At 72.2% G+C, this 21,427-nt stretch carries 15 protein-coding genes; 7 read left to right on the top strand and 8 right to left on the bottom strand.

What is annotated here, in order from left to right:
* Positions 1 to 575: 575 nt before the first annotated feature.
* The 4 genes from speB to AQI95_RS49535 all read right to left on the bottom strand — a co-directional run bounded on the left by speB (position 576) and on the right by AQI95_RS49535 (position 4,130).
* Positions 576 to 1,568, bottom strand: coding sequence for an agmatinase (gene speB / locus AQI95_RS41225; RefSeq protein ID WP_067136234.1), 993 nt, complete (start codon positions 1,566 to 1,568; stop codon positions 576 to 578).
* A gap of 33 nt (positions 1,569 to 1,601) precedes the next feature.
* Entirely contained in the window at positions 1,602 to 3,158 is a 1,557-nt protein-coding gene (locus AQI95_RS41220) for an acyl-CoA carboxylase subunit beta (protein WP_079071911.1), read from the bottom strand.
* 298 nt (positions 3,159 to 3,456) lie between these two features.
* Positions 3,457 to 3,660: a hypothetical protein gene (locus tag AQI95_RS49540; protein WP_244189055.1), complete on the bottom strand. Its 204-nt coding sequence runs from the start codon at positions 3,658 to 3,660 to the stop codon at positions 3,457 to 3,459.
* Positions 3,661 to 3,788: 128 nt separating this feature from the next.
* A complete protein-coding gene (locus AQI95_RS49535; RefSeq protein WP_079071910.1) occupies positions 3,789 to 4,130 on the bottom strand; it encodes a winged helix-turn-helix domain-containing protein in 342 nt (113 codons plus the stop codon).
* 511 nt (positions 4,131 to 4,641) lie between these two features.
* On the opposite strand from AQI95_RS49535, the gene AQI95_RS41210 reads away from it, so the two are divergent.
* From AQI95_RS41210 to AQI95_RS41195, 4 genes are read left to right on the top strand one after another with little or no spacing between them, the layout of a single operon-like run.
* Positions 4,642 to 7,515, top strand: coding sequence for a helix-turn-helix transcriptional regulator (locus AQI95_RS41210; protein ID WP_159056689.1), 2,874 nt, complete (start codon positions 4,642 to 4,644; stop codon positions 7,513 to 7,515).
* Positions 7,496 to 8,392: a metallophosphoesterase family protein gene (locus AQI95_RS41205; RefSeq protein ID WP_067136228.1), complete on the top strand. Its 897-nt coding sequence runs from the start codon at positions 7,496 to 7,498 to the stop codon at positions 8,390 to 8,392. Before AQI95_RS41210 ends, AQI95_RS41205 begins: the two co-directional genes overlap by 20 nt.
* Positions 8,389 to 9,270, top strand: a complete 882-nt coding sequence (locus AQI95_RS41200; protein ID WP_067136226.1) for a 4'-phosphopantetheinyl transferase family protein — start codon at positions 8,389 to 8,391, stop codon at positions 9,268 to 9,270. The genes AQI95_RS41205 and AQI95_RS41200 overlap by 4 nt, the downstream gene beginning before the upstream one ends.
* Entirely contained in the window at positions 9,267 to 10,928 is a 1,662-nt protein-coding gene (locus tag AQI95_RS41195; RefSeq protein ID WP_067136224.1) for a flavin monoamine oxidase family protein, read from the top strand. Before AQI95_RS41200 ends, AQI95_RS41195 begins: the two co-directional genes overlap by 4 nt.
* Before the next feature lie 104 nt (positions 10,929 to 11,032).
* On the opposite strand, the gene AQI95_RS41190 is transcribed toward AQI95_RS41195, so the two are convergent.
* From AQI95_RS41190 to AQI95_RS41180, 3 genes are all read right to left on the bottom strand, one after another.
* Positions 11,033 to 12,445 carry a class I adenylate-forming enzyme family protein gene (locus AQI95_RS41190; protein WP_067136222.1) on the bottom strand — a complete coding sequence of 471 codons (1,413 nt, stop codon included), beginning with the start codon at positions 12,443 to 12,445 and terminating at the stop codon, positions 11,033 to 11,035.
* 264 nt (positions 12,446 to 12,709) lie between these two features.
* Complete coding sequence (locus AQI95_RS41185) at positions 12,710 to 13,354, bottom strand: thioesterase II family protein (RefSeq protein WP_244189052.1); 645 nt, start codon at positions 13,352 to 13,354, stop codon at positions 12,710 to 12,712.
* Between the two features lie 80 nt (positions 13,355 to 13,434).
* Complete coding sequence (locus AQI95_RS41180) at positions 13,435 to 13,959, bottom strand: glycosyltransferase family protein (protein ID WP_067136218.1); 525 nt, start codon at positions 13,957 to 13,959, stop codon at positions 13,435 to 13,437.
* Between the two features lie 249 nt (positions 13,960 to 14,208).
* Here AQI95_RS41180 and AQI95_RS41175 point away from each other — a divergent pair, with 249 nt between their 5' ends.
* From AQI95_RS41175 to AQI95_RS41165, 3 genes are all read left to right on the top strand, one after another.
* Complete coding sequence (locus AQI95_RS41175) at positions 14,209 to 15,192, top strand: ABC transporter ATP-binding protein (protein WP_067136216.1); 984 nt, start codon at positions 14,209 to 14,211, stop codon at positions 15,190 to 15,192.
* On the top strand, positions 15,189 to 16,043 hold the full coding sequence (locus AQI95_RS41170) for an ABC transporter permease (RefSeq protein ID WP_244189051.1): 855 nt from the start codon (positions 15,189 to 15,191) through the stop codon (positions 16,041 to 16,043). Before AQI95_RS41175 ends, AQI95_RS41170 begins: the two co-directional genes overlap by 4 nt.
* Before the next feature lie 111 nt (positions 16,044 to 16,154).
* Positions 16,155 to 17,150, top strand: coding sequence for an ACP S-malonyltransferase (locus tag AQI95_RS41165; protein WP_067136214.1), 996 nt, complete (start codon positions 16,155 to 16,157; stop codon positions 17,148 to 17,150).
* Between the two features lie 76 nt (positions 17,151 to 17,226).
* On the opposite strand, the gene AQI95_RS41160 is transcribed toward AQI95_RS41165, so the two are convergent.
* Positions 17,227 to 21,427: SDR family NAD(P)-dependent oxidoreductase (locus tag AQI95_RS41160; RefSeq protein ID WP_159056688.1), on the bottom strand; the 4,201-nt coding region annotated here is incomplete at its 5' end.

Below are 21,427 nucleotides of genomic sequence, written 5' to 3'. Positions count from 1 at the left end.
CGGCACTCAGCCACCTGCCAGCCCAACCGGACCAAGTGGGAATCTGTGCGCATTCTTGGCCGGACCCGAAGCAACTCCAACCGGTCTATCGGGATCCGGATTCGGTGAAGTTTCGCAGACCCTGCCGGCGTGACATAAAGCGAGGAAGGCGAAGCCCGCAGGAAGACCAAAGACGTGCTCCGACAGTAATTGCGGTCGCCGAGAACACAGGAAACGAACACCTGAGCCCCCGCCGTGGTGACCCGGCTCTCCTCCCCCTTGGCCCTCCAACGCTCATGACCCCATATCAACAGACGTCCAGCCACGACATCCAGCAGCATACGCAGCACACGGAGCACAGCCTGCCCCCTCTCTGTTCACTGCAATTGAAACAGGCGGAACCCAGCACCACGCTCCTCCCCAAGAACGACTACGCCTGGCGGGCCTGTAAATACTTCGGCGTACCCGGGATGGTTGAGCTGGTCAGAGACCCCGCCCCGCACGAAGCTCAAGGACGCCTCACCATCACGGTCGCCCACGTGATTTCATGAATACGGATGCGGCCGCCGGGTTCCCGTCGGCCGAGCTCATGTCCGCTACTGCCCCGCCATACCCCAGCGGGCCGGGGCGATCTGCTTGGACATGATGGTGATCAGCTCGTACGCGGCGTGAGACGCGGCGACCGAGGTGATGCCGGCGTGGTCGTACGCGGGCGCCACCTCGACGATGTCCGCCGAGACCAGGTGGCAGTCGGACAGCCCGCGGACGATCTCCAGCAGCTCCCGCGAGGTCATACCGCCGGCCTCGGGGGTGCCGGTGCCGGGGGCGTGCGCCGGGTCCAGCACGTCGATGTCGATGGAGACGTAGAGCGGGCGGTCGCCCACACGCTCGCGCAGCTGCTGGGCGATCTCGTCGACCCCACGCCGCATCACGTCCGCCGAGGTGACGATGCCGAAGCCGAGCTTGGCGTCCTCGTCGAGGTCCTTCTTGCCGTAGATCGGACCCCGGGTGCCGACGTGGCAGAGGGCCGAGGTATCGACGACGCCCTCGTCCACGGCCCGCCGGAAGGGCATCCCGTGGGTGTACTGCTGGCCGAAGTAGTCGTCCCAGGTGTCCAGGTGCGCGTCGAAGTGCAGGACCGCGACCGGACCGTGCTTCTTCGCCACCGAACGCAGCAACGGCAGCGCGATGGTGTGGTCGCCGCCGAGCGTCATCAACCGGGCCCCGTCGGCGAGCAGTTCATCGGCGGCGGCCTCGATGGTCTCCACCGCCTCGGCCGCATCGAAGGGGTTGGCGCTGATGTCTCCTGCGTCCGCGACCTGGCTGTAGTGGAAGGGGTAGACATCCTGCGCCGGGTTGTAGGGGCGCAGGGTGCGGGAGGCCTCGCGGATGGCGTTGCCTCCGAAGCGGGCGCCCGGGCGATAGGTGACGCCCCCGTCGAAGGGGACCCCAACCACGGCGATGTCCGCCTTGTCCACCTGGTCGAGGCGGGGGATGCGGCCGAAGGTGGCCTGACCGGCGAAGTGCAGGGTCCGGTCGGTCTCCGTCGGGGGCACGGGCGGGGTCACGCCGTTGGGCTGGGCGGTCATGATGTGTTCAGCGGCCTTTCGGGGGGGCTTGTGTCACTGAGGGGGGTTGCCGTGCTTGCGTGAGGGCAGGTCGGCGTGCTTGGTGCTGAGCATCGCGAGGGCACTGATGAGCACCGCGCGGGTCTCGGTGGGGTCGATGACGTCGTCGACGAGGCCGCGCTCGGCCGCGTAGTACGGGTGCATCAGCTCGGACTTGTACTCCTTGACCATGCGCGCGCGCATGGCCTCGGGGTCCTCGGCGTCCGCGATCTGCTTGCGGAAGATGACGTTGGCCGCGCCCTCGGCGCCCATCACGGCGATCTCGTTGGTGGGCCAGGCGTAGGTGATGTCGGCACCGATGGACTGGGAGTCCATGACGATGTACGCGCCGCCGTAGGCCTTACGCAGGATCAGCGAGATCCGCGGGACGGTGGCGTTGCAGTACGCGTACAGCAGTTTGGCTCCGTGGCGGATGATGCCGCCGTGCTCCTGGTCGACACCCGGCAGGAAGCCGGGGACGTCCAGCAGCGTGATGATGGGGATGTTGAAGGCGTCGCACATCTGGACGAAGCGCGCGGACTTCTCGGAGGCCTCGATATCGAGGACGCCGGCGAGGTGGGCGGGCTGGTTGGCGACGATGCCGACGACCCGGCCGTCCATGCGCGCCAGGGCGCAGATGATGTTGCGGGCCCAGCGCTCGTGGATCTCCAGGTAGTCGCCGTCGTCGACGAGTTCCTCGATGACCTTGTGCATGGCGTACGGGCGGTTGCCGTCCGCGGGGACGAGGTCCAGGAGGACCTCGCCGCGGCGGTCCGCCGGGTCGCTCGTCTCGTGGGCGGGTGGGTTCTCGCGGTTGTTCGAGGGGAGCATCGAGATGAGGTAGCGGACCTCGGAGATGCAGATCTCCTCGTCGTCGTACGCGAAGTGCGCGACGCCGGAAGTCTCGGCGTGCACGTCGGCGCCGCCGAGGCCGTTCTGGGTGATCTCCTCACCGGTCACCGCGCGGACCACGTCCGGGCCGGTGATGAACATCTGCGAGGTGTCGCGGACCATGAAGACGAAGTCTGTGAGGGCCGGGGAGTACGCGGCTCCGCCGGCACACGGCCCGAGCATCACCGAGATCTGCGGGATGACGCCCGAGGCCTTGGTGTTGCGCTGGAAGATGCCGCCGTAGCCGGCGAGGGCGGAGACGCCCTCCTGGATACGTGCACCGGCGCCGTCGTTGAGGGAGACCAGCGGGGCACCGGCCGCGATGGCCATGTCCATGATCTTGTGGATCTTCGTGGCGTGTGCCTCGCCCAGGGCGCCGCCGAAGATCCGGAAGTCGTGCGCGTAGACGAAGACCGTGCGGCCCTCGACCGTGCCCCAGCCGGTGATGACACCGTCGGTGTACGGCTTCTTGTTCTCGAGGCCGAAGCCGGTCGCGCGGTGGCGGCGCAGTTGCTCGACCTCCGTGAAGGAACCCTCGTCGAGGAGCAGTGCGATGCGCTCGCGCGCCGTCAGCTTGCCCTTCGCGTGCTGGGCCTCGGTCGCGCGGTCACTGGGGCCTCGCCGGGCCGCCTCGCGAAGGGAGTGCAGCTCGACCACTTGCCCAGTCAGGTTCGTCGTCACGCGGCCATTGAACGAGCCGCGGCCGCCGTTCTTCGACTGTCAAGGACCCCTATCCTCCGCCCGGCCACCCCTATTGATCAGAAACCCATGGGGTTCTCGTCCAGGACGTAGCGGACGAGCGGGCCGCCGAAGTATTCGCGGACGATGTGAGGCCGGCGCCGGCGTCCGCGGAAGAAGCGGCGGGTTCCGCGGCGAGTTCGGCCTGGTCCCCGCCTCGGTGCTGCAAGGGTTGAGCTCGGGCCGGTACGGGGCAGGCAGGAAGGTGCAGCTCGCGTCGTCGGGGTGGGCGGTGAGCCGGTCACGGGCCTTCTTGAAGCGCTGGGCGGAGTACCCGTCGACCACGAGAGTGGACCTTGTGGTCGAAGTGGCCGGCGAGCCGGTCCAGGAAGCGGCACACCATCTCGGTGGTGAAGCTCTCGGTGAAGACCATGAAGTGCATCCGGCCCTTGGTGCCGATCGCCGACATCCCGGTCACCGAGAACCGGTTCCCGCTCCGCCGCACCACAAGTGTCCGGCCCTTCTCGCCCCAGGTGCGGCCAGTGAGCCGGCCGGAGCGGAGCCGGCCTGGTCGGCGAACAGCACCTCACCGCGGCCCTCTTCGCCCTCGCCCGGATCGCCGGCCAGGTCGCCTCATGCCAGGCGCACGGCCTCGGGGTCCTGCTCCACGACCCGTGTGTCCGGGCGCTGGAAGGACAGCCCCCAACACCTCAGGATTCTTCCCACTCCGGGCCCGGTCAGCCGCACCCGGTACAGCTTCACCAGCTTCTCGCCCACCAGCCGCCGCGTCCGCAACTGCCCGCTCAACCCCACGTCACAAGGCCGGTGATCGAGGATCGCCTGCCGCACGGCGGCCCGCTCCACCTCCCCGAGCACCTGACGCAACCCGACTGGCCTGCCGCGACGACGCATGACCAGCGCCTCCCGCCCGTCGGCGAAATTCGCCCACCACGCGCCGACCGCCTTCAGTGACACCCCGAAACATCGCCGCAACGTCCCCACGGTACCGGCCCGCCACCAGCGGGGCCACCGCCCGCAACCGCGGGGCCTCCTGCGCCGACGGCGACAGATGCCGCTGCCGCGCGTCCCCCACGAGATCGCTCGCACCGCTCCAACAGCCCGGAACCCGAACCGTTTCTGATCAATAGCACCAGAAACGGTAATGCGAACCCCAGGCGCATTTGAGATTCCCTTGACGTTGCCGATTGTGACGAACCGGTCGCGCTGCAGATTTGCATGGAGCGCATGCGACTTGACGCAGTGTCAATTCCGAACGAGCGCAATTGGAGGCCCCCTCGAGAGTTGGTACAGTGCAATCCACCTGACGAACAGGACCGCTTGACCAGCGGCGAGCGCTGAATTCCATGCGCTCATCGGGCAACCGCCTTCCTGCGCGCGTGGGAACCCATCATGAATAGCTATGTCTGCCACGAGAGCGACATGCGACGATTCTTGACTCATCGGGGAGGCATACACAGCCATGTTGGTGGAGCGGGATGAAGAGATCGCCAAACTGACCAACTGGGTTACCGGCGCTGCCCGCGGCCCGAGGTCCGCGGGTGCGCAGGGTACCGGCGCGCCCGACGCCCCTGCCGAATCCGGCCCCCTGGCCGTGATCGGGGGTCCGGTCGCCTCGGGCAAGACGGCCTTGCTCCACCACGTGCAGGAGCGGACCGCGGAGTGGGGGGTCCGGCTGCTGAGCGCCGCCACCTCCGCCGCGGAACAGGACATCCCGTTCGGCCTGGTCGAGGAGCTGTTGCGCGACATCCCGGACGCGCCGAGTCTGCTTCCGCTCCACGCGCCGCTCGGCGGCGGCTTCGTCCCCGCTCCGACTCTCATGGCGGTGCACGCCCGGCTCGCGGGTCTCGCCGCGCGCAGTCCCGTCCTGATCGCCGTCGATGACGTGCAGTACGCCGATCCGCAGTCCCTCCACTGCCTGCTGTACGCCCTGGGCCGGGGGCGGCCCACTGGTCAGGGGCTCTCCCTCGTCGTCACGCGTGGCCCCGACGCGGGCGCGAAGCCCCCGGCCGTGCTGGAGGAGCTGCTGCGTCAGGTCGCCGGACCCCGGCTGCGGCTGGGCCCGCTCAGCGCCCGGGGCGTGGAGGCCCTGCTGGCGCAGCGGCACCCGGAAGCGTCCCGTACGCGGTCCACCGCGACCGTCGTCGTCGCCGGGACCGCGGCAACCCTGCACAAGGCCACCGGCGGCAACCCCCTGCTGGTGCACAGCCTCCTGGACGACCAGGCCTCCCGGCATCGGTCCGAGGGTTCGTTCTCAGCGGGTGAGCAGTTCCTGCAGAACACGCTGATATGCGTGCACCGTACGGGCGCGGACGGCCTGCGCGTCGCTCAGGGCATCGCTCTGCTCGGCGACGCCGGATCGCTGCCGCTGCTGGCCCAGCTGGTGACTACCGGGGAACGGACGGTGGAGGACGTGGTGGCCGCGCTCCGCGAAGCGGGCATTCTCCAGGGCACCCGCTTCCGCCACGACGCGGTCCGCTCGGCGGTGCTGGAGAGCCTGGCCGACGACGCGGTGGCCCGGCTGCGCCGCCGAGCGGCGCAGTTGCTGTACGAAGCGGGGGCGGCACCGACGGCCGTCGCCGCGCACCTGCTGGGGCACGGGCCGCACTCCCTGGACGAGGAGTGGGTGCCGGGGCTGCTGAGCGACGCCGCGCGCACGGCGCTGGCCTCGCAGCGCGTCGGCTTCGCGGTGGGCTGCCTGCGGCTGGCCGAGGAGTGCTCCCGGGACGAGCGGGAGCGGCTGCAACTGCGTGCGAACATGGCCAAGTTCATCTGGCAGGTCAAGCCGTCCGCGTGGGCGCACGAGCTCCAGCCGTTGAGCGCCGCCCTGCACCGGGGCATCCTTCCGGTGACCGAATCCCTGCGGCTGGTGGGCGACCTGCTGTGGAATGGCTGGATCGGCGACGGCGACGCGGCCATCCGGTGCGCCCTGAAGGGCGTGCAGGACCGCCCCGACGCGGCGCTCGCCGACGAGCTGCGCGGTGTCCGGCTGGTGCTGGCGACCACGTACCCCGCCCTGCTCGGCCGGATGGACAGCGCCCTCGGCCCGGGCTGGGACCACGCGCAGCCACTCGCGGACCCCTCGGACGACGGCGTCATGACGGCGATGGGCCTACTCCAGGGCGTCCTGGGCGCCACCCCGGGCCCGCGCGACCGGGCCGCGGCCGACGAGGCGCTGAGCCGGCGGGCGGAGCAGATCCTGGCCGGCACCCGACTCACGGAGGAGAGCCACGTCACCGTACGGGCGTGCCTGCTGGCCCTCATGTACGCGGACCGGCTCGGCGCGGCCGCCCTGTGGACGGACCGGCACCTGGAGGAGGCGGCCGAGCGCGGTGCGCCCGGCTGGACCGTGGTGATGCAGGCGATGCGCGCGCACATGGCACTGCGCCGTGGTGAACTGACGCACGCCCGCCGGCTGGCGGAGCAGGCGCTGGAGGAACTCCCCCCGCACGGCTGGGGCGTGGGCATCGGCATGCCACTCTCCGCGCTCGTCGAGGCTCGGACTGCGATGGGCGACCACGAGGCGGCAGCGGCCCTGGTGGACCACCCGGTACCGGAGCAGATGCTCCAGACCCGCTACGGCCTCCACTACATCTACGCGCGTGGAAGGCACCAGCTCGCCACCGGACGCCACCACGCGGCGCTCACGGACTTCATGGCCTGCGGGAAGCTGATGCGGGAGTGGGACATGGACCGGGCGGGGCTGGCGCCCTGGCGGGTGGGGGTCGCGGAGGCCTCACTGGCCTTGGGCAACCGCGAGCAGGCCGAGAGGTTCGCCCGGGAACAGCTCGCCGAGGAGACCGGCCCGCGGGTGCGCGGTCTGGCCCTGCGCGTCCTCGCGGGCGCCCGTCCGCTGAGCGAACGGCCCGCGCTGCTGGAGCGGGCCGTGACACTGCTCCAGGACGAGGGCGATTCGCACGAGCTGGCCCGAGCCCTGACCGAGCTGGGCGCCGTCTACGACCGGCTCGGGGACGCCGCCCAGGGCAAGACCTGCGCCCGCCGGGCCTGGCGGATCGCCGAGGCCAACGTGTGCAGGGAGCCCGGCCAGGGCACCCCGGCGGAGGCCGCCGCGCCGAGCGCGCCGCCGCGTGCCGTGGCCACCGCGCCGGAGCCGGTCCCCCTCCGGTCCGCTCCGGCGACGGCCGCCGCGCTGACGGACGCCGAGCGGCGGGTGGCGTCGCTGGCCGCGCACGGGTACACGAACCGGGAGATCGGGGCCAAGCTCTTCATCACCGTCAGCACCGTGGAACAGCACCTCACCCGGGTCTACCGGAAGATCAACATCACTCGCCGCCAAGACCTGCCGGTCAGTTGGGACATCGATGTCGCGCACACTGCCTGATCCCGCCGCCCGGCCCGCCACCACGGCGGCCGGACCCCGGCTGCTCGCGGTCAGCGACCTGCACATCGGGATGGCCGACAACCGGCCGATCACCGAATCGCTGCGGCCGCAGCACCCGGACGACTGGCTGATCGTCGCGGGCGACGTCGGCGAGATGACCGAGGACATCGAGTGGGCGCTGGGCCTGCTCGCCGGGCGCTTCACCACGGTGGTTTGGGCGCCGGGCAACCACGAGTTGTGGACGCCGCGCGAGGACAAGGTCCAGGCCCGCGGCGAGGAACGCTACCGCCACCTCGTCGAGATGTGCCGCCGGCTCGGGATCCACACCCCCGAGGACCCCTGGCCGGTGTGGCGGGGGCCCGACGGCCCCGTCGCCGTCGCCCCGCTGTTCCTGCTGTACGACTACACCTTCCGCGTCCCGGGCACCGCCACGAAGGAGGAGTCCCTGGAGCGGGCGCACGAGGCCGGGGTCGTCTGCACGGACGAGTACCTGCTGCACTCCGACCCGTACCCGAGCCGGGACGCGTGGTGCCGGGCCAGGGTCGAACTGACCCGGCGGCGGCTGGAGGCCCACGACCCGGCGGTGCCGCTGGTACTGGTCAACCACTTCCCGCTGGTCCGCGAGCCCACGGAGGTGCTGTGGCACCCGGAGTTCGCCCAGTGGTGCGGCACCGTCCTCACCGCCGACTGGCACCGCCGGTTCCGTACGGCCGCCGTGGTCTACGGGCACCTGCACATCCCCCGGACCACCTGGTACGACGAGGTGCGCTTCGAGGAAGTGTCGATCGGCTACCCGCGCGAATGGCGCCGACGCGGCCACCCCAAGGGCCTGCTGCGGCAGATCCTGCCCCATCCCCAGCGAGAGGCCGGTACGTGATAGAGATCCTGCTGCCCGAAGGGGCCCGCGCGCGCGAGGCGTTCGGGCCGGACGGCTCGGCGGTGCTCCACCCCGAGGAGGCCGCCCTGGTGGCCACGGCGACGGAGGGGCGGCGCGAGGAGTTCACCACCGTGCGGGGCTGCGCCCGACGGGCCATGACGGACCTCGGCCTGCCGCCGGCCCCGGTCCTGAGCGGCCGGCGCAACGTTCCGCAGTGGCCCGTCGGGGTGGTGGGCAGCATGACCCACTGCGCGGGCTACCGGGCCGCGGCCCTGGCCCGCGACACCGACCTGGTAGCGGTCGGCATCGACGCCGAGCCCAACAGGCCGCTGCCGCAGGGGGTCCTGGAAACCATCGCCCTGCCGGGCGAACTGGCCTGGGCGCGCTCGCCGGTGGCGGGGGCGGAGCGGGTGTGCCGGGACCGGCTGCTGTTCAGCGCCAAGGAGGCCGTGTACAAGACCTGGTTCCCGCTGGTGGGCACCGAGCTGGACTTCCAGGACGCCCGGCTGTCCGTCCGTACCGATGCCGACAGCCTGCGGCGGGGCACCTTCCGCGCCGAGGTCCTGCGGCCGGCCGCCGGGCCCGACGGGCGGCCGGTGACGGGCTTCGGCGGCCGCTGGCTCGCGGACCGGGGACTGGTCGTCACGGCCATCGCGGTCCCCGCACCGGGTGGGGCGGGCACCCGGGTCGGTAGGGGTTGTCCGGGTCCGGGGCGCTGCGTAGCGTGCGAGGACCGGACCGACTGCGCACGGCGGACGGCGTGCGGTCATCCCGCCGTCCGGGCCCGCCGCGACGCCGCGTTCCCGGCGCCGCGCCCGGCTCGTTCCGGTTCTCCCCTGGAAGCGCTGCCGAACCGGCCCGAGAGGTACTCCAGATGACAACAGCAGCCCCGGATCCCACCAGCATGCTCGTGCCGGACTTCCCGTTCTCCTACGACTCCTGGCTGAGCCACCCGGCGGGCCTGGGCTCCCTCCCGCCCGAGCACGCCGGGACCCCGGTGGCCGTGGTCGGCGGCGGGATGGCGGGGCTCACCGCGGCCTACGAGCTGATGCGGCTGGGCCTGCGCCCGGTCGTCTACGAAGCGGAACAGCTCGGCGGCCGCATGCGGTCGGTCCCGTTCCCGGGACGGCCGGAGCACGTGGCGGAGATGGGCGCGATGCGCTTCCCGCTGTCGGCCCGCGCCCTGTTCCACTACATCGACCTGCTGGGGCTGGCCACCAGCCCCTTCCCCAACCCCCTGTCCGAGCACACCCCGAGCACGCTCATCGACCTGGGCGGGGTACGCCATACCGCGCGCGGGACGGAGGACCTGCCCGAGCTGTACCAGGAGGTGGCCGACGCCTGGGAGAAGGCGCTGCAGGAGCGGGCGGAGCTGTCCACGATGCGCGACGCGGTCCGGCGGCGCGACGTCAAGACCCTCAAGCACGTGTGGGACCGGCTGGTCCGGGAGTTCGACGACCAGTCCTTCCACGGTTTCCTCGCGACCAGTTCGGCGTTCCGGTCGTTCCGGCACCGGGAGGTCTTCGGTCAGGTCGGGTTCGGCACCGGCGGCTGGGACACCGACTTCCCGAACTCGCTGCTGGAGATCCTCCGTGTGATCTACACCGAGGCCGACGAGCACCAGATGGCGATCCCCGGGGGTGCCCAGCAGGTGCCGAGGGGGCTGTGGGGGCACCGGCCGGACGACTGCGTGCACTGGCCTGCGGGCACCTCGCTGGCGTCGCTGCACGGTGGGGCGCCGCGGCCGGGCGTGCGGGCCGTGCGGCGCGCCGGGACGGGCTTCGTGGTCACCGACGCCGACGGGCACGAGGAGCACTACCCGGCCGTGGTGTACACCCCGCACGTGTGGACGCTGCTGAACCGGGTGGAGGCCGACCCGGCGCTGCTGGGCACGCCGGTGTGGACGGCGGTGGAGCGGACCCACTACATGGGCTCGTCGAAGGTGTTCGTCCTGACCGACCGGCCCTTCTGGCACGACCGGGATCCCGGGACCGGGCTGCCGGTGATGAGCATGACGCTCACCGACCGGATGCCACGCGGGGTCTACCTCTTCGACGACGGTCCGGACCGGCCCGGCGTGCTGTGCCTGTCGTACACGTGGAACGACGACTCGCTGAAGATGGCTACGCTGAGCCCGCAGGAGCGCCTCGACGTGCTGCTGGGCAAGCTCGCGGAGATCTATCCCGGGGTGGACGTCCGCTCGCACGTGATCGGGGAGCCGCTGACCATCACGTGGGAGACCGAACCGCACTTCATGGGCGCGTTCAAGGCGAACCTGCCGGGCCAGTACCGCTATCAGCGGCGGCTGTTCACCCAGTTCGTGCAGCGCGGGCTGCCCGAGGTACAGCGCGGGTTCTTTCTCTGCGGCGACGACGTCTCCTGGACCGGCGGCTTCGTCGAGGGCGCCGTCACCACGGCGCTGAACGCGGTGTGGGGCGTGGTGGACCACCTGGGCGGATCGGCGCACCCGGACAACCCCGGCCCCGGTGACCTCTTCGAGGCGCTCGCGCCCGTCGAACTTCCCTACGAGAGCTGAACCGTGAACGGCGCCCCCGTATCCTGCGGGGGCGCCCTTCGGCATGCGTGCCGGGGCCCCGGTCCCGCCGCCGCGGTGGGCGGGGGGCCGGGGCCGTCGGGTCCTCAGGCCTGGTCGGCGGCCAGTGCGGCGAGGGCCTTCTTGTCGGGCTTGCCGTTGCGGTTGAGCGGGAACCGCTCCAGCACCACGACCCTGTTGGGCTGTTCGAAGGCGGGCAGCAGGGCGCACAGCCGCTCCCGCCAGTGGCCGGCGTCCCGCTGCTCCTCGTCCTCGACGAAGAACACCAGCTGGGAGCCGCGGAGTTCGTCGGGCAGCGGCACGATCCGGGTGGAACAGCCGTGACCGGAGACCTTCCGCTCGATCAGCTCGGGGTAGAGGGTGTAGCCCATGCGGTGGACGGCGAACTTGCGGCCCAGGACGTAGAGGTTGCCGTCCGCGTCGAGGTGGCCGAGGTCGCCGGTGGGCTGCCAGCCGTCGGCGTGAGCGGGGACGACGGTGCCGTCCTCGGACACCTGGCCCAGCAGGGCGTCGGGGGTGTCGACCTGGATCTCGCCGCTCTCCCCCGGGGCCAGCTCGCGGCCGTCCTCGTCGACGATCCGCAGCCGGATGCCCTGCATGGCCCGGCCGCAGGCGACCGGATTGTCGAGGGTGGCGAAGGCGATGTTGCCGAGCTCGGTGGAGCCGTAGCTGTCGAGCAGCGGCAGCCCGAACTCGGCGACGTAGCGCTCCACCAGCGGCGCGTCGAGGGGAGCCGCGCCCACGCAGAACATGCGCACGTCCTGCAGGTGGGAACGCAGCGCCGGCTTGCGGGTGATCAGGCCGAGGATGCTGCGGTAGCTGGAGGGAGTGGCGTCGATGACGGTGACCCCGGCGTCGCGGCCCATCCGCAGGGCGCGGTCCAGACGCCGGTAGGGGGCGATCACCAGGGAGCAGCGGGCCAGGTATGCGATGAGGACCATCGACAGGCCGTACTGGTGGGCGAAGGGCAGGAGCGGCATCAGTACGTCGTCGGCGCGGTGGCCGACCTGGTCGGCGTTGCGCCGCAGGTTGCGCAGGAAGGAGGCGCCGGACTTCACGACGCCCTTGGGGGAGCCGGTGGAGCCGGAGGTCCACATGATGAGGCCGTCGGGGAGTTCGCCCCAGTCCTCGAAGGACAGGGCGGGTCCAGCGGGTTCGTGGTCGGCGACGGCGACCATGAGTTCGTAGAGGTGGATGGGGTCGGCGTCGTCGTAGATCGGGGTCTCGTCGTCGACGAAGGTGACCTTGACACCGGTGCGCACGGCGATGCGCCGGGTCTCCTCGGGGTGCTCCTGCTGGTCGACGAGGACGATCGAGGCGCCGACGTGCATGAGCGCGTACAGAACGCACACGTAGGCCGCCGAGTTGCCGGCCTTGAGCATCACCCGGTCGCCGAGGCCGACTCCGCGTTCGCGGATCGCCGAGGCCACCCGGAGGGCGTCCTGCTCGAACTCGTCGACGGGCCGTACCGAGTCGACTGCCAATATCTTCGCGGTCATCGGTCGCACTATGTCCTTCCTCTGGGCCGTGCCATGCCCGGTCGGCGTGCGGTGCGCCGGGTCGGCAGCGGGTCTGGGCCCGTTCACGGAGTGGATCGCGGATTCGTGGGCTTCACGAGGGAGGGAATCGTGGCCGTGCCGTCCGCCGGCCTGGCCGTGCGCGTCGGGTCCGGACACGGGTCTCCACCGACGCACGCTAGGCAGGTGGCCGGTGGGCCGGGTACCCCTGAACGACCCCTGTGGGCCCCTCGGTCCGGCGGGCGGTCATTCCGGGTCCGCTCCGCCGAGCGAGATCAGCTGGTCGTGGACGATGTTGACCACCTCCCGGGAGTGGGTCTTCAGGTACCCCTGGGCGCCGGGGAAGGTCTCCAGGTCGAACCGGCCGCACGTGCACCGCCGCCAGCCCCGTACCCCGGACAGCGTGGCGCGCGGGTCGTACTGTGCGGTCAGGGCGACGATCCGGCAGTTCAGGGCAGGCGGGCCGAGGCTGCCGCGGTGGCCGGGCGCGGTCCGTCCGGACACGAAGAGGGTCAGCGGCGCACTGTAGGCCTCCCGCTCCAGCCGGCAGGCCACCTCGTAGGCGAGCTCGGCGCCCAGGCGGTGCCCGAACAGCGCGAAGGGGCGGCCGACCCAGCCGCGGACCGCCTCGAAGACCTGGTCGGCCAGTGAGGTGCACTCGGCGGGGTCGAGGTCCTCGGCGGCGCGCAGCTGCGGGTACTGCACGACGAGAGGTTCCACGGTGGGCAGCAGCAGTTCCGCCATCGAGAGGTAGCAGAGCGGGGAGTTGCGTGCGCTCGGGAAGCAGATCAGGCGGTAGCTGCTCGGTAGAGCGGGCTGCCGGATCTGGATCAGGCCGACCTCGTCGGGCAGGGTCTCTCCCGGGGAGGGTCGGCTGTCGGCATGGGTCATGCTCCCTGGAACTCCACCTCGGGTGGTGCCTCTCACGCGTGGTCGGGCAGACGGCCGGGCACCTCCGGGGTGGAGGGCCCTCATGGACGGATCGGTGCCGGGCCGGACCCCGCCGGGGCGGCGGGGACAACCTCCAGGCCCTGGTCGGTCATCCACCGCAGAACGTCGGTGATCTCCGGTCCGCCGGGTGCGGCGGCCTGGACGGCGTCGACGGCGCGGTGCACGTCGTCCGTGAAGAAGTACACCCCGGCCGGCCCCGGGACGACCTGCGCCGCCGGACGGCGGCTGCGGAACGCCTCCGCCTGCTCGCCGATCCCGCCCGGGACCAGGACATCCTCGGGGTGCGTGACGAAGTCGTCGTCGCCGAGCCAGTCCCGCGCCGTGCGCACGGCCTCGCCCGGTCCCGGTCTGCGAGTCGGGGGCAGGTAGGTGACGCCGACGCCGAAGCGGGCGCCGTCACCGACGGCCGTCCGAACCGTGTCGGCCGCGCTCCCAAGGACGATACCGACGTCGGTGATGCCCACGTCGGCGATCTGCTCGAGGACCCGGAAGAGGACGGACCGGTCGGCCTCGGGAGATCCCCCCGACAGGACGAGTGCTTTCACGGGGTCTCCTCGTGAGAATGCGGGGAACGGTCGGGGACGGCCCGGGGGTAATTACCGGCGGTGCCAGGACCATACTTCCCGGGACCGCAACAAACGATCACCCCTAGGCCCCCCTAACCTTTCCTCATTCCCCCTAGCCCTCGTTCCGGCCGGACCATGGCTCGATCCCGAATGCTAGACATGGCGCGTACCCCTTCTGTGTCCGATTCCCCTATCGATTCGCAGGCATAAATGAAATATGAACGACCCGTGGATTCCGCTGTCGTGGTCGAAGGACTGGTCAAGAAGTACAAGGACCGCGAGCAGCCCGCGGTGGACGGCTTGAGTTTCTCCGTCCGCCGGGGCGAGGTCTTCGGATTCCTCGGTCCGAACGGGGCCGGGAAGACGACCACCATCGGCATCCTCACGACCCGGGTGGCGCCCACCTCGGGGCGCGCGTTCGTGCAGGGGGTCGACGTCGTCGCCCACCCCGCCCAGGCCCGCCGCGCGTTCGCCGTCGTCCCCCAGCGCAACAACCTCGACCAGTCGCTCACGCTGCGCCAGAACCTCACCTTCCACGCCGGGTACCACGGCGTGGGCCGCGCCGAACGCAACCGGCGCGCCGCCGAGTGCCTGGAGTGGGTCGGCCTCGCCGACCGCGGCGACTCCCGCGGCGACAAGCTCTCCGGCGGCCAGGCCCAGCGCGTGATGATCGCCCGGGCCCTGATGCACCGGCCCGACGTGCTCTTCCTCGACGAACCGGCCAACGGCCTCGACCCGCAGGCCCGGCTGTTCATCCACGAGCGGGTGTCGGAGCTGCGCGAACGCGGCGTGACCACCGTGCTCACCACCCACGACATGGACGAGGCCGCCCGGCTGTGCGACCGCGTCGGCATCGTCGACCACGGCCGGCTGCTCGCCCTGGACACCCCGCAGGCCCTCATGGAGAGCCTGAGCGGCACCGCCCTGACCCTCACCGTCCGGCCCGCCGGTTCCGGGCCGGAGGACGTGATCCGCCTGCTGGAGAAGGCCGACGCGGTCACCCGCGTCGAGCGGACCGACCAGACCGCCGAGCGGGACGCCCCGGACACGCCCGTACGGCTGCGTCTGTACAGCGACGCACCGCCCGGCGCGGTGCTTCCGGCCGCCGTCACCACCCTGACGGCGGCGAACTGCGACATCAAGGACATCAAGGTGGGCACCGCGACCCTGGAGGACGTCTTCATCTCCCTGACCGGCCGGGAGCTGCGGTGAGCGCCCGCGCCGCGACCGCGGCCGACCCGGTGGCCGGCTTCCCCGAGGAACTGCGCCCCGCGCCCACCGGCGTCCGCTCGGCGACCCGTACGTTCTTCTTCATCCTGTGGCGGGACCTCTTCGTCACCGGCCGCGAACTGGGCACGTTCCTGGCGCAGATCCTCGTGGAGCCGTTCTTCATCCTGTTCGTCTTCGGCAAGGTGCTCGGTGAACTCGGTTACACCGGCGGCGCATTCCAGTCCGTGCTGCTGCCCGGAGTCGTGGCGCTCAACGCGTTCCTGGTCGGCCTGCAGAACACCGCGTTGCCGATGATCATCGACTTCTCCTTCAGCAAGGAGATCGAGGACCGGCTGCTCGCGCCGATCCCGATCACGCTGGTGGCCGTCGAGAAGCTGGTCTTCGGCACGCTGCGCGGCATCGTCGCCTCGCTGCTGATGATCCCGATGGGCTTCCTCGTCCTCGACCACGCCTTCTGGCCCATGGACCGGTTCCCGGCCACGCTGGGCGTGCTGCTGCTGGGCGCCCTGGCGGGCAGCGCGGTCGGCCTGACCATCGGCACACTGGCCCCGCCGCGGCACATCAGTGTCGTCTTCGCAGTGGTGCTGACCCCGCTCATGTTCACGGGCTGCACCCAGTTCCCCTGGCACGGCCTGGCCGGCATCCGCTGGTTCCAGGTGCTGTGCGCCCTCAACCCGCTGACCTACGTCACCGAGGGCATCCGCGACCTGCTGCTGCCGCCCGGCGGCCCCCGGTCGATCCCGCTGTGGGTGGACCTGGCGGCGCTGGCCGCCTCGATCCTGATCTTCGGGGCGATCAGCATCAAGGGCTTCCACCGCAGGGCCCAGGACTGATCCGCCACGTCCCCCTCCGGCCCCGTGCCCGGACCGGCGCAGCCGCGCCGCCCGGGGGCGGGGCCTTCTTCTCGTCCCGCACCATCCCGGCAGCAAAGGTATTCACCGATCATGACCCATTCCTCCGGCGCCCGGACCGGAACCGCGATCGTATTCCCCGGCATGGGCCCGGCCTCATTCGCCGAGGTCGGCCGTTTCCTCCTCCTCGACCCGTACGCGCGACGCCGTCTGGCAGAGGCCGACGAGGTACTCGGATATTCGGTGTTCGACCGCTTCCGGAACTCCGAAGAGGACTATTCGGTCGACTTCCAGATCGCTTTCCTGGTGAACTCGATGGCCCTGGCCGACCGGGCGGTGGACGTGCTCGGCGTCTCCCCCACCGTCTGCGCGGGCCCCAGCTTCGGCCAGAAGGCCACCGCCGCCTTCGTGGGCTCCCTCCCCTTCCCCGAGGTCGTCCGCCTGACCGCGGAACTCGCCCGCTGCGAGGAGGAGTACTTCTCCACCGCCTACGAGGACGTCGTCACCCACTGCTTCGTCCGCACCCCCCAGGACCGCCTCGACGAGATCCTCGCCGGATTCGACGACCGCGGCGCCTGGTACGACCTCTCCGGCCGGCTCGACGCCGGGTTCCACATGATCTCCGTGCGGGAGGGGGAACTCGACACTCTGAACGCCGCCATCAGCGCGGCCGGCGGCTATTCCATGTACTCGATGCGGCCGCCCGTCCACGCCGCGGCCTTCTCCGCGCTGCGCCGCAAGGCGGAGGAGGAGGTCTTCGGCACCTACGAGATCGCCGCCCCCTCCCTCCCCGTGGTCTGCGACCACGACGGCACGGTCGTCCGGGACGCCGCCGGGATGCGGGAGATGATGCTGGACACCTTCGACCGCCCGATCCGCTGGCCCGCCATGGTCGAGTCCCTCCAGGGCCTCGGTGTGGGCACCCTGTACGTCACCGGCCCGGACAACCTCTTCCACCGGCTCGACGTCACCAAGGACAGCTTCGACGTCGTCCCGGTGGGCCTGCCCAGGAAGCGGACCCGCGAGCGCGAGCGGCAGCAGGCCCTGGAGCGCTCCCGCGCGGACCGCGCCCGGCGCGCCACCGCCTGACGACCACGCGGGCGACCGAAGGGGCCGGGCCCCACCCCCGAGGGGGTGGGGCCCGGCCCCTTTCGCGCCACCGCCCTCAGATCCGGCGGCCCAGCCACTCCTCGACGGCGCCCGCGGTGGTCCCCGCGTGCTGCTCCATCATCGTGAAGTGGTTGCCGGGCACGTCCACCGCGGTGTGCTCCATGTCCCAGTAGGAACGCCAGTCGCCGTTCTCCGCACGGGTCCAGTCGAAGAACTGCTCCTCCGCCCGCACCAGCAGCGTCGGCGCCTTCACGGCCTCCGGCTTCCACCCGCCGAAGAGGCGGAAGTAGGCGCCCATCGCCAGCAGCCGGCTGTCGTCGACCGGGACGTAGCTGTCCTGCCGCTCGTCGACGCCCTGCGACAGCCCCGGCTGGATGCCGAGGATGGCGTCGTCGTCGTGCGAGTAGATGTCGACCAGGACCACGGCCTCCGGGAAGACCCCGGCGCTCTCCAGCCGGCCCGCCACCGCGTGGGCGAGCATGCCGCCCGAGGAGTGGCCGAGCAGGACGAACGGCGCACCGTCCGCGTGCCGCAGGACGGCCTCCGCCTGCGCCTCGACGACCGCCTCCGTCGTCGTGGGCAGCTGCTCGCCCCGCAGGAAGCCGGGCGCGGCCATCGCGTGGACGTCCCGCCGCCCGCGGAAGGCGGAGGCGAAGCGGGCGTACTGGTGCGGACCGGAGATCGACAGGATCGACGAGAAGCAGATCAGGCCCGGACCGTCCTCGCCGCGGGCGAGCCGCACCAGGCTCGGCGGCTTGCGCAGCTCCGCCGCCGAGGAGAACGACGGGCGGAACCGCGACGCCTGCATGAGCAGTTCCATGAACGGACCGGACTCGCCCTGCGCCCCGGCCGCCTGGAGCATCGCCCCGAACACCCCGCCGGTGTCCTCCGCTTCCGTGTCCGCCGCGGCGCCGCCGGTTCCGGCCGCACCGCCCTGCGCCCCGGCCAGCTCGGCGCGGAGCCGGGCGGCGATCAGGAGCGGCGTCGGGTGGTCGAACAGCAGCGTGGCGGGCAGCCGCAGCCCCGTCGCAGAGTTCAGCTGGTTGCGCAGCTCCACCGCGGTCAGCGAGTCCAGGCCCAGCTCCAGGAAGGGCTGGGACTCCCCCACCGCGTCGGCGGAGGGGTAGGCGAGGACCGCGGCGGTCTGCTCGCGCACGACCTCCAGCAGCAGCCGCTCCTGCGCCTCCTCCGGCAGCCCGGCCAGCTCCGCGAGCCGTCGCGCGGCCGCGGACGCCGCCGCGTCGGCGGCACCGGCGGCGGCCCGGCGCAGCCCGCCGCGGACCAGGCCCCGGAAGAGCGGCGGGAGGCCGCCCGCGTCCGCCTGGGCCTTCAGCGGCCCGGTGTCCAGCCGCATCGCGACGAAGACCCCGCTGCCGGGATCCCGAACGTCGGCGTCCGGGCCGGCCTCGGCCAGGGAGCAGGCCGTGTCGAACAGGGCCAGGCCTTCCGCGGAGGAGAGCGGTGCCAGTCCGGCCCGCGCCATCCGCTGGACATCGGCGTCCGTGAGGTCGCCGGTCATCTCGCTGCGCTGCTCCCACAGACCCCAGGCCAGCGACACCGCGGGCAGGCCCGCCGCACGCCGCTGCTGGACCAGGGCGTCGAGGAAGGCGTTGGCCGCCGCGTAGTTGGCCTGCCCCGGGCTGCCGAGCGTGCCGGCCGCGGAGGAGAACAGCACGAACGCCGCCAGGTCCAGGTCCCGGGTCAGCTCGTGCAGGTGCAGGGCCGCGTCGACCTTCGGCCGCAGCACCGAGTCGATCCGCTCGGGGGTCAGCGACGGCACGAGCCCGTCGTCGAGGTGGCCCGCGGTGTGGACGACCGCGGTCAGCGGGTGCGCCTGCGGGATCCGCGCCAGCAGTGCGGCCAGGGCCTCCCGGTCGGCGGCGTCGCAGGCGACGACCTCCGCCTCGGCGCCCAGCGCGGCGAGGTCCGCGACCAGCTCGGCGGCCCCGGCGGCCCCGGGTCCGCGGCGGCTGGTCAGCAGCAGGTGCCGCACACCGCGCTCGGTCACCAGGTGCCGGGCGAGGAGGCTGCCCAGGACACCGGTGCCGCCGGTGATGAGGACGGTGCCCTCCGGGTCGAGCCCTGCGGCCGGTACGAGAGCCGCGGACGGGATGCCGCCGGCGACATCGGCGCCGGTCTCCTGCGCCTCCGGGCGGGCCGCGGGGACCCGTGCCAGCCGGGCCGCGTGCAGGGTTCCGGCACGGAGCGCGAGCTGGGGCTCCCCGCTCGCCGCGGCGGCCGCGAGCAGCTCGCCGAGGCCGGGACCGTCCTCGGCGCCGGAGTCGAGGTCGAGGACGACGAACCGGCCGGGGTTCTCCGACTGCGCGGAGCGCAGCAGGCCCCACACGGTCGCGTGCGCCGGGTCCGGGACGCCGTCGCCGGGCCGGGCCTCGACCGCGCCCCGGGTGACGACCGCAAGGCGGGCCCCGGAGAGGTGCTCCTCGGCCAGCCAGGTCTGCACCAGCTCCAGCACGCCGTGGGCGGCGCTCCGGGCGGCGCCCGCGGTGCCGCCCGCAGGGGGCCCGGCCGGGCCGGCGTACGTCACCAGGACCGTGTCCGGAAGGGGCTTCCCGGCGAGCACCACGCCCGCGAGGACGTCCAGGTCGGTGTACGCGTCGACGGTGGCCCCTGCCGCGGCCAGCGCGTCTTCGAGGCCGAGCGGGTCTGCGCCGATCACGGCCCACCGGCCGCCCGTGGGGGCCCGGTTGCCGCCGACCGCGGGCCATTCCAGCTGGAAAAGCGACTCGTGGAAGGCGGGCGCGGACGCGCTCAACCGGGCCGGGTCGAGCTCCCGCAGCAGCAGCGACTCCACCGACACGACGGGCTCGCCGCTCTCGTCGAACGCCGCGAGGGACACCGCCCCGGACCCCGCCGGGGAGAGGCGTACCCGCAGGGCGCCCGGGCCGACGGCGTGCAGGCCCACCCCCGTGAAGGAGAACGGCAGCCGCATCCGGCCGCTGCCGTCCCCGGCCTCGTCGCCGTCGAGGAAAGAGCCGAGCGCGAGGCCGTGCAGGCCCGCGTCCAGCAGTGCCGGGTGCACACCGAAGTCGGCGGCGTCGGCCACGGGGCCCTCGGACAGGGCGAGTTCGGCGAAGAGTTCGTCGCCGAGGCGCCAGGCCGCCCGCAGGTTGCGGAAGACCGGGCCGTACGCGTACCCCCCGGCCGCGAACAGTTCGTACAGGTCGGACACGTCGAGTGGTTCGGCCCCGGCGGGCGGCCAGACTTCCGGGCCGGGAGCGGCCTGCGCCGCGGTCACCGTGTCGGGTGCGCCGAGGACACCACTGGCGTGGCGCGTCCACGGCACGTCCTGCCCGAGACCGAGGGCGTCCCCGGCGGGGGCCTCCGGACGCGAGTGGACGTGGATCACCCGCCGCTCCGCTTCGTCGGGCCCGGCCACGAAGAGCCGGAGCTGGAGGGCGCCCTGCTCGGGCAGCACCAGCGGGGCCTCCAGGTTCAGTTCCTCGACGAAGGCGGTACCGACCCGCCGGCCCGCGTGCAGGGCGAGCTCGACGAAGGCGGTGCCGGGCAGGAGCACGGCACCCGCGGCCCGGTGGTCGGCCAGCCAGGGGTGGCTCTGGAGCGACAGGCGTCCGGTGAACAGGAACCCGTCGGAGTCGGGCAGCTCGACGGCGGCACCGAGCAGCGGGTGCTCGGCGGACCCGAGCCCGGCGGAGGCGACGTCGCCGACCCGGGACACGGGTACGTCGATCCAGTAGCGCTTGCGCTGGAAGGCGTAGGTCGGCAGGTCGGCGCGGCGGGCGCCGGTGCCTTCGTAGTAGGCGGTCCAGTCGACGGGGATCCCGCGCAGGTGGGCCTGGGCGAGGGCTGCTGCGAGGGCGGCTTCCTCGGGGCGTTCGGCGCGCAGGACGGGGTGGAGGGCAGCGCCGTCGCGGGTGAGGCAGTCCTGGGCGAGGGCGGACAGAACGCCGTCGGGGCCGAGTTCGAGGTACGTGGTCACGCCCGCGGCCTCAAGCGCCCGGACACCGTCGAGGAAGCGGACGCCTTCACGGACGTGCCGCACCCAGAACTCGGCCGAACCCATCTCGTCGGAGACCAGCGCACCGGTCAGGTTCGACACCACCGGGATCCGCGGAGCGGCGAAGGAGAGGCCCTCCACCACCGCGCGGAAGTCCTCCAGCATCCCGTCCATGTGCGGGGAGTGGAAGGCATGACTGACCGCCAGCCGCTTGCTCCTGCGGTCCGCGAAGGCCTCCACCACGGCCAGCGCCGCGTCCTCGTCACCCGCGACGACCACA

The organism is Streptomyces yokosukanensis (assembly GCF_001514035.1).
Lineage (GTDB): Bacteria > Actinomycetota > Actinomycetes > Streptomycetales > Streptomycetaceae > Streptomyces > Streptomyces yokosukanensis.
The sequence above is the reverse complement of the archived record's forward strand: the minus strand, read 5'-3'. Positions and strand labels throughout refer to the sequence as shown.